Source organism: Vibrio sp. 1401 (genome assembly GCF_033340295.1).
Genome location: NZ_JAWOWF010000041.1, coordinates 40,313 through 48,895, shown reverse-complemented (window position 1 = coordinate 48,895; position 8,583 = coordinate 40,313). Strand labels below are relative to the sequence as shown.

The following is an 8,583-nucleotide window of genomic DNA, read 5'->3' as shown; positions in this document are numbered from 1 at the left end:
TGTTTTACCGTGGTCAACGTGGCCGATAGTACCAACGTTAACGTGCGGTTTCGTACGTTCAAATTTTTCTTTAGACACGATCGTGTTCCTTCCTAGTTATGATTCGTCGTGATCATTATTGATCGACGACGCGCCAGAAATTGTTATTTTATGCGCCAACGCCCGTTAGCGCAATATTTGGACGCCCTGATCTCGCAAAAAGTCGTAAACTTTTTGCAGTTCAATCGTCAATTAGTAACCACGCTCTGCAATAATTTTATCTGCGAAGTTTTTCGGCACTTCAGCGTACTCGTGAAACTCCATAGAGTAAGACGCACGGCCTTGAGTTGCAGAACGTAGATCAGTTGCGTAACCGAACATTTCGGATAGTGGTACTTGAGCACGGATGATCTTAAGACCAGCCACACCTTCGTCCATGCCTTCAATGATACCGCGACGACGGTTTAGGTCACCAACAACGTCACCCATCCAGTCTTCCGGAGTGGTTACTTCGACATTCATCATAGGTTCTAGAATCACAGGTTGTGCTTCTAGTGCACCTTTCTTGAATGCCATCGAGCCAGCGATCTTAAACGCCATCTCGCTTGAGTCTACATCGTGGTAAGAACCATCAAATAGTGTAGCTTTAATATCTAGTACAGGGTAACCCGCTAGAACACCACTATTCATTTGCTCTTCGATACCTTTCGATACCGAACTGATGTATTCCTTAGGAATCACACCGCCCACGATTTCGTCTACGAATACGAAACCTTCACCAGGCTCAGAAGGCTCAAGTTTGACCCAAACATGACCGTATTGACCACGACCACCTGATTGACGAACAAACTTACCTTCAACTTCCGCTTTACCACGAATGGTTTCACGGTAAGCAACCTGAGGTTTACCAACGTTACAATCAACGCTGAATTCACGCTTCATACGATCAACGATAATGTCTAGGTGAAGTTCACCCATACCTGAGATCAGAGTCTGACCTGATTCGTCGTCCGTTTCCACGCGGAATGATGGATCTTCCGCTGCTAGTTTACCTAGCGCGATAGCCATTTTCTCTTGGTCTGCCTTAGAACGAGGCTCTACAGCAATCTGAATAACTGGTTCAGGGAACTCCATGCGCTCTAGAATCACTTTGTGGTTCTGATCACACAGCGTGTCACCTGTGGTTACGTCTTTCAGACCGATAGCAGCTGCAATATCACCAGCGCGAACTTCTTTCACTTCTTCACGCTTATTCGCATGCATCTGAACGATACGACCGAAACGCTCTTTCTTCTCTTTTACTGAGTTGTAAACAGCGTCACCCGAGTTTACAACACCGGAGTAAACACGCATGAAAGTTAACGTGCCCACGAATGGGTCAGTCGCAATCTTAAACGCTAGCGCAGAGAAAGGTTCGTTGTCGTCAGCATGACGCTCAACTTCATTTTCTCTTTCGTCGACACCTTTAATTGCAGGTACGTCAACTGGCGATGGCAAGAACTCAACTACTGCATCCAGTACCGCTTGAACACCTTTGTTCTTAAACGCACTACCACAAGTAGCCAGTACGATTTCGTTATTTAGTGTGCGAGTACGTAAAGCTTGTTTGAGCTCAGCTTCAGTCAATTCACCTTCTTCAAGGTACTTGTCCATCAGCTCTTCGCTAGCTTCAGCAGCGGATTCAACCATGTGGTTGCGCCACTCTTCAGCAAGTTCAATCATGTCAGCTGGGATGTCTTCGTAAGTAAACGAAGTGCCTTGATCGGCATCATTCCAGTTGATCATTTTCATCTTGATAAGGTCGATGACACCTCTGAACTCATCTTCCGCACCAACGTTCAGCTGGATTGGAACAGGAGTCGCACCAAGACGATTCTTAATTTGGTTCACAACGCGTAGGAAGTCTGCGCCCGCACGGTCCATCTTGTTTACAAATACCAAACGTGGAACGTGGTATTTGTCTGCTTGACGCCATACAGTTTCAGACTGAGGTTCAACACCAGATGAGCCACAGAACACAACCACAGCACCATCAAGTACACGAAGAGAACGCTCTACTTCGATAGTAAAGTCAACGTGTCCAGGGGTATCAATGATGTTTACGCGATGCTCAGGGAACTGTGCTTCCATACCACGCCAGAATGTAGTAGTCGCAGCGGATGTGATAGTGATACCACGCTCCTGCTCCTGCTCCATCCAGTCCATGGTTGCTGCACCATCGTGAACTTCGCCGATTTTGTGAGAAAGGCCAGTGTAGAACAGAATACGCTCAGTTGTGGTTGTTTTTCCTGCATCTACGTGAGCACAGATACCGATATTACGGTATAGCTCAATAGGAGTTTTACGAGCCACGATTGTATCCTCTTACTAAGGTGTACCTTAGAGTATAGAAAAGTGCTGCGAGAGAACCTCGCAGCACAGAAGGTATTACCAACGGTAATGAGCGAACGCTTTGTTTGCGTCAGCCATGCGGTGAACGTCTTCACGTTTCTTAACCGCAGTACCTTTGTTCTCAGACGCGTCTAGCATTTCAGCAGCTAGGCGTTGAGCCATAGATTTTTCACCACGCTTGCGCGCAGCTTCAACCAACCAACGCATAGCAAGTGCGTTACGGCGAACCGGACGTACTTCTACAGGTACTTGGTAAGTTGAACCACCAACACGGCGAGATTTAACCTCTACCGCTGGGCGAACGTTTTCAAGAGCTTCTTCAAAAATAGCTAAGTGGTCTTTACCAGACTTTTCAGCCATAGCATCTAGTGCAGTGTAAACGATTTTCTCTGCAGTAGATTTTTTACCGTCAACCATTAGGATGTTAACGAATTTTGCCAGCAATTCAGATTTGAATTTTGGATCTGGAAGGATCTTACGCTGACCAATGACGCGACGACGTGGCATGGATTTATCTCCGTTGTCTTCTTCAGGTTTTATCCAAAACTTTTCAGTTTTTTCAAAAAATTAAAAATAATTTAGTGTTTGGCCTTACTTAACGGAATCCATTAAGACTTAGGACGCTTCACACCGTACTTAGAACGACCTTGTTTACGGTCATTTACGCCAGCACAGTCTAGTGCGCCGCGAACAGTGTGGTAACGCACACCTGGAAGGTCTTTAACACGACCACCACGGATTAGAACAACTGAGTGCTCTTGAAGGTTGTGACCTTCACCGCCGATGTACGATGTAACTTCGAAGCCGTTTGTCAGACGTACACGACAAACTTTACGAAGTGCTGAGTTAGGTTTTTTAGGTGTAGTAGTGTAAACACGAGTACATACACCACGTTTTTGTGGGCACGCTTCTAGTGCAGGCACGTTGCTTTTAACAACTTGCTTTGCACGTGGCTTACGTACCAACTGGTTAATAGTTGCCATTAACTAGCTCCTGATTTACTTGAAAGTAAGCTTTGTGAAAAATCTATCCCCAACTGCCAATGCAGTTAGGGACGCAAAATTCTATGCAGCAGTGAGAGGTGTGTCAAGAAATATACGGATCTTTTTTGTTCAATTAGAACAATTCATCCGTAAAGCTTTGTCGACAGCAAATCTTGTTCAATCCCAAGTTAGGGATTTATCCTGTTTTGCTGTTAGTTCAACGAAGCCTGAGTAATTCACAATCGTCAGGGATGGACTGATACGATTTGCAATACCGCGAGCTTGCGCATCGCTCTCCAACACAAATACGCTGCGGTTTTTTAGATGGGAAAATGCTTTATGTTGCGAGTTAGCAGCGTACACTGCATCTTCTATAAGTAAGATGTCATCCTGTTCACTGCATAAGGGCATGGCGTCTTCTAGAGCAGAGACTGTTTTTATGATGTGTAACATAACTTCCTCAAAAAGACAGTAGCTTGCCAGCGTGTTGTAACTTATCTTTGAGCTGTTCTGAGCTTAACGCTTGGGCTTCAAGGACTAAATCCGCTTGCGCCAAACCTCGCTGGGTTAACGACTCTGAACACACAAAGACTTGTTCGATGTCGTATAAATCGAAAAGCTTTAACATCGGCGCGTAATCTTTACTCAAAATATTGTTGGGGTCTTGTCCGAGTAGAAGCTGGTATACCCCGTCACCCATGAAAATGACGCTGATATCTTCACAGTAAGCCGACGCGGCTAACAGTGCATCCACACCTTCACGACCAGCTGCACTGCCATGTGGCGCACTACGAAATAGATAAGTTAACTGACTCAAAACTGTACCACTCTGTCTTGGGTTAACATCGCTTCAGCTAGGCTACCTAAGCCTGCTTGTTCAAAACCATCGGCTAGATTGTTCTGAACCAAACCATGTTGATTCGCTTCTTCTTCACTTACAATCCCGCGACGCAAAGCGGCCGCGACACAAGTTTCTAGGCGAACACCATGCTCTTTAGCCAAAGACTGCCACGCCTTATTGAGATCAAATTCATCGTTGGCTGGCACACTCAAAGCAGTACCATTAGTCACACCATCTTGATAAAAGAAGACGCTCACTAGCTGATGGCCTTGCTCTATCAACGCTTTGGCGAACTGATAAGCACTGCGCGCTGACTGGCTGCCATAAACGGGACCATTCACCACTAACGTGTAAGTCAGTTTACTCACCTTTCATCATCCTCGGTTTTACGTTGACGAATGTACAAGTAAACGGTGTGTTTTGAAATATTAAGGCGATCCGCAACACGGTTGATGGCATCTTTAATATCGAAGATACCTTTGTCGTACAACTCCATCACGATCTGGCGATTTTTGGTGTTGTTAGACACGGATTTATCCGCATTGATCTCTTCGATGGTGCGTTCAACAGTTTGGTCCACCAGCTCTTCTACGTCACTAGCAAAGTTGACCGAGGAAGCCGCTTCTTTCGCTTCTTGCGTCGGCATGAAAGACTGAAGAACTTGCGAGAAAGGCGCATCCAAGTTGACGTTGATACACAACAAACCAATCACGCGATTTTCGCCATTACGAATGGCGACAGTAATCGACTTCATCAACACGCCACCTTTTGCACGGGTAAAGTACGAACGTGAGAAGTTGCGCTCCGAGCCTTCGATGTCTTTTAGCATCTTAAGCGCTAAATCAGTGATTGGTGAGCCGACTTGGCGCCCCGTATTTTCACCGTTAGCGATTTTAATTGCAGAGGTATTTAAGTCTTCTAGAGAGTGAAGAACGATTTCACAAAATGGACCTATCAGGCTGGCGATACCATCCACGACCGCCTCATAAGATCTTAAAATGATTTTGTCGTGCTCGGTAAACGGCATCACGTTAACGGATTCCATTTCGAGCAACATCTCCGCGTTTATTGTTTCTGTAGTTGTCATAAGCCTTCGAGCGAAAAATCAACAAATTGGTGTAAGTTTATCAGAAAATTTGAAAAGCAACCTAGCAAACTCACCAACTAGTGACCTAGAACAAAAAAGGCCCGTTAAACGGACCTTTTTCAATAACTTATCGCAGCTTATTGTTATTGCTCTGCGTTGTCGTTCTCAACTTTTAGCAGCTCAACTTCAAATACTAGCGTTGAGTTAGCAGGAATGCTTGGTGTGTCTTGGTCACCGTATGCTAGCTCTGGCGGGATAACGAATTTGAATTTAGAACCCACAGGCATTAGCTGAACACCCTCTGTCCAACCTGGGATTACACGGTTAAGTGGGAACGTTGCAGGTTCACCACGATCGTATGAGCTGTCAAACTGAGTACCGTCGATCAGAGTACCTTTGTAGTGTACTTGAACCGTATCAGTGTCTTTTGGCTTCTCACCTTCAGCTGGTGTCATTACTTGGTATAGAAGACCTGTATCTGTCTTCACTACGCCTTCTTGCTTCTCAAACTCAGCACGGAAATCATCGCCAGCTTTTTTCGCTTCAGCTGCTTTCTCAGCCGCTTGTGCTTGCATCTTTTCTGCAACACGCTTGTCTAGAGATTCTAGTGCTGCACGTGTTTCTTCTTCATTCAATTCAGCATTGCCTTTGAAGACGTCTTCGATACCTTTTAGTACCAAATCTTTGTTAAGATTAATGCCGATTTCGCTTGGCTTGTCGATGCTTGTGCTTAGGTAGTTAGCAAATGAAACACCGATTGCGTATGCCGCTTTGTCGTCGTCGGTTTTAAAGTGAACCGCTTTGCCGGTTTCTGCTTGAACTTGTTCTGCTTGAGGTGCGGTTTCTGTTTTAGTTTCTTCTTTCTGACAACCTACCGCTAGCATAACTGTTGCAGCAAGTAGCGACACTTTTAAAACTGATTTCATTAAATTCTCCCAATAATGGCTCTGCCATTGGTTGTTGTGCACAAATCTTCTATGAGACTAGTGAAGACAATCGTTATACCAATATACTAGCTATATGTCTTAAGACACAAACCGGATTATTAGATGTGATGCAAAGAATTTTTCATTTATTCCTATATTTAATTGTCATCACCACGTTAAATGGTTGCTTTTTCGCCGAGCGTGAAGTGCAGCGTTGGCCGATAGAACCTCAAGGTGCGACGAGCTTCGCACTTAGCAGAGATGGACGGTTTGCTCTGCTCTATTCTCAACAACGTCATTTGATGTTGTGGGACCTAGAGCAAAATGAACAACTAGCCAACCTGGGTGAACTCGATGCCGATGCCAATGTGGTTTCCCATATCCGCATATCTGACAATGGTCGCTACGCAATTACAGCAAGCCAAATGAACTTCGCAGTTTGGGACCTAGGCTGGACGCAATCCGAAGGCCTTTGGTCTATCTCTGATGCGCTCATTCGCGACGTTGATATCACCAGTAATGGTGAACAAGTTCTGCTTGGGTTATCCAACGGTAAAGCAATTTATGTCAACTTAGTCACCGGGCGTCGCATGGAGTTCCTTGCGCATCGTGAAAAAGTCAATTCCGTGGCCATTTCTCCTAATGGGCGCTTCGCCCTAACCGGAGGTAATGACTATAAAGCGTATCTGTGGGACACCGAAACCGGACAAGTACTACGAACCTTCGAACATGAACAACGAATTGTTCGCGTGGCCTTGCAAAGAGATGGAAAATTAGCAATGACATCTGATGGCGGAAACCAAGCGATTGTTTGGGATTTAAAAACTGGACAAGAAGTCGCACAGTTGAGCAGTTGGTCACGCCAATTAATTTTCTCTACCGCACGATTTTCTGACGACGGGACTCAACTAGTCACAGGAAGCCCTTCTGGCCGTGTGTCGATATGGGATACTCAAACCGGAAAACGAATGAGTGGATTTGAAGTGGAGCCCAAAAAAGACACTCGCCCTCCCCGTGCGGTCGTGTATGATGCAGCCTTTGATTCAAAACAACGCGTAATTACTGCTACTTCAGCAGGTATTGCCCAAGCTTGGCAGTTAGAGAACGGATCATGACAGAAAAAATCATTCAGCAATTGGAAGCACGCATTAATGACTTAGAATGTCAGCTTGCGTTCCAAGAACAGACTATTGAAGATCTGAACGGCGCTTTATCGCAGCAACAACTGCAAATTACCAAGATGCTCGATCAGATGAAATATGTGGTGGGTAAAGTAAAAAATATGGACTCGTCGAATTTAGCCGATCCGTCAGAAGAAACCCCACCACCGCATTATTAAAATGCAGGCTCAAATAGCATAAAGCCCAGAACATGTTCTGGGCTTTGTTGTATTAATTACTTAAGAAGGTACTCAAGAAGAAGCTATTCGTCGGCGTAGATTTTAACGCTCAGCTCGCCTTGCGTATTAATGCCTGCTCGGTACATGCCAGAACTGTTCATCGCAAAGTGCATCTCACCTTTAGCATCAATGGCAATCAAACCGCCCTCTCCGCCTATCTGTTTGAGATCACCTTGGATAATGTGTTCACAAGCCGTATGAATATCTTCTTGTAAGTAACGCATACGTGCTGCAACGTCTTCCGCAACACGTTTACGAATAAAGAACTCACCGACACCCGTAGTGGAAACTGCAACAACGCCATTTTCGGCCACCGTACCACAACCAATCAGAGCCGAATCTCCGACTCGGTTGTATTTCTTATTCGTCACGCCACCCGTACTGGTGGCAGCAGCTAAGTTGCCTTGTTGGTCCAATGCCACCGCACCAACCGTACCGTGCTTACGGTCATCTGGGTAACGAGATTCCGACAAAGCAAATAGTCCTTTCTCACACATAGACAGCAACTGCTCATAACGGCGATCAGTAAAGAAGTAATCTTGCTCGGTATACTCATGGCCTTGCTCAAAAGCAAACTTCTCTGCGCCCTCACCCACCAACAACACATGATTGCTGTTTCGCATCACGTCACGAGCGAGTTCAATTGGGTTTCTGATATGACGAACACCTGCGACCGCACCTGCTGCAAGGTTTCGCCCATCCATCACAGAAGCGTCCATTTCGACCATTTCGTTGTTGGTCAGCACTGAGCCTTTACCCGCATTAAAGTTAGGAGAGTCTTCCAATACTTTCACTGCCGCTACGACTGCATCTAAGGCTTCACCGCCCGTTTCTAGAATTTGATGTCCAGCTTTTACCGCAGCTTCTAAATCCGCCAAGATGGATTGTTGCAGCTCATCGCTCATCTGTTCACGCAAGATGGTGCCTGCACCGCCATGAATGGCAATCGAGAAAGGTTTCGTCATCACTTTGTCCAA

General features: G+C 45.6%; 11 protein-coding genes. 2 read left to right on the top strand and 9 right to left on the bottom strand.

Annotated features, from left to right (window positions below; genetic code table 11):
• Positions 1-231 precede the first annotated feature (231 nt).
• The 8 genes from fusA to fkpA all read right to left on the bottom strand — a co-directional run bounded on the left by fusA (position 232) and on the right by fkpA (position 6,207).
• Positions 232-2,331: an elongation factor G gene (gene fusA, locus R7Z77_RS18360; RefSeq protein WP_005382794.1), complete on the bottom strand. Its 2,100-nt coding sequence runs from the start codon at positions 2,329-2,331 to the stop codon at positions 232-234.
• Between the two features lie 75 nt (positions 2,332-2,406).
• On the bottom strand, positions 2,407-2,877 hold the full coding sequence (gene rpsG / locus R7Z77_RS18355) for a 30S ribosomal protein S7 (protein ID WP_005382796.1): 471 nt from the start codon (positions 2,875-2,877) through the stop codon (positions 2,407-2,409).
• 101 nt (positions 2,878-2,978) lie between these two features.
• Positions 2,979-3,353 (bottom strand): 30S ribosomal protein S12, encoded by a 375-nt coding sequence (rpsL, locus tag R7Z77_RS18350; RefSeq protein ID WP_004399892.1) that lies wholly within the window; start codon positions 3,351-3,353, stop codon positions 2,979-2,981.
• 177 nt (positions 3,354-3,530) lie between these two features.
• Positions 3,531-3,806 carry a sulfurtransferase complex subunit TusB gene (tusB, locus tag R7Z77_RS18345; protein ID WP_005382799.1) on the bottom strand — a complete coding sequence of 92 codons (276 nt, stop codon included), beginning with the start codon at positions 3,804-3,806 and terminating at the stop codon, positions 3,531-3,533.
• A gap of 7 nt (positions 3,807-3,813) precedes the next feature.
• On the bottom strand, positions 3,814-4,170 hold the full coding sequence (gene tusC / locus R7Z77_RS18340) for a sulfurtransferase complex subunit TusC (RefSeq protein WP_064354366.1): 357 nt from the start codon (positions 4,168-4,170) through the stop codon (positions 3,814-3,816).
• The gene (tusD, locus tag R7Z77_RS18335) at positions 4,167-4,562 is read right to left on the bottom strand and encodes a sulfurtransferase complex subunit TusD (protein WP_017633744.1); all 396 of its coding nucleotides are present in this window, start codon (positions 4,560-4,562) and stop codon (positions 4,167-4,169) included. The genes tusC and tusD overlap by 4 nt, the downstream gene beginning before the upstream one ends.
• Positions 4,559-5,281 carry a transcriptional regulator gene (locus R7Z77_RS18330; RefSeq protein WP_005382804.1) on the bottom strand — a complete coding sequence of 241 codons (723 nt, stop codon included), beginning with the start codon at positions 5,279-5,281 and terminating at the stop codon, positions 4,559-4,561. The genes tusD and R7Z77_RS18330 overlap by 4 nt, the downstream gene beginning before the upstream one ends.
• A 143-nt stretch (positions 5,282-5,424) precedes the next feature.
• The gene (fkpA, locus tag R7Z77_RS18325) at positions 5,425-6,207 is read right to left on the bottom strand and encodes an FKBP-type peptidyl-prolyl cis-trans isomerase (protein WP_017821751.1); all 783 of its coding nucleotides are present in this window, start codon (positions 6,205-6,207) and stop codon (positions 5,425-5,427) included.
• 128 nt (positions 6,208-6,335) lie between these two features.
• Between fkpA and R7Z77_RS18320 the strand changes: the two genes are divergently transcribed.
• Positions 6,336-7,322, top strand: a complete 987-nt coding sequence (locus tag R7Z77_RS18320; RefSeq protein WP_213896550.1) for a WD40 repeat domain-containing protein — start codon at positions 6,336-6,338, stop codon at positions 7,320-7,322.
• Complete coding sequence (locus R7Z77_RS18315; protein ID WP_005381455.1) at positions 7,319-7,546, top strand: SlyX family protein; 228 nt, start codon at positions 7,319-7,321, stop codon at positions 7,544-7,546. Before R7Z77_RS18320 ends, R7Z77_RS18315 begins: the two co-directional genes overlap by 4 nt.
• Before the next feature lie 83 nt (positions 7,547-7,629).
• On the opposite strand, the gene R7Z77_RS18310 is transcribed toward R7Z77_RS18315, so the two are convergent.
• Positions 7,630-8,571: an isoaspartyl peptidase/L-asparaginase family protein gene (locus R7Z77_RS18310; RefSeq protein ID WP_213896548.1), complete on the bottom strand. Its 942-nt coding sequence runs from the start codon at positions 8,569-8,571 to the stop codon at positions 7,630-7,632.
• Between the last annotated feature and the right edge of the window lie 12 nt (positions 8,572-8,583).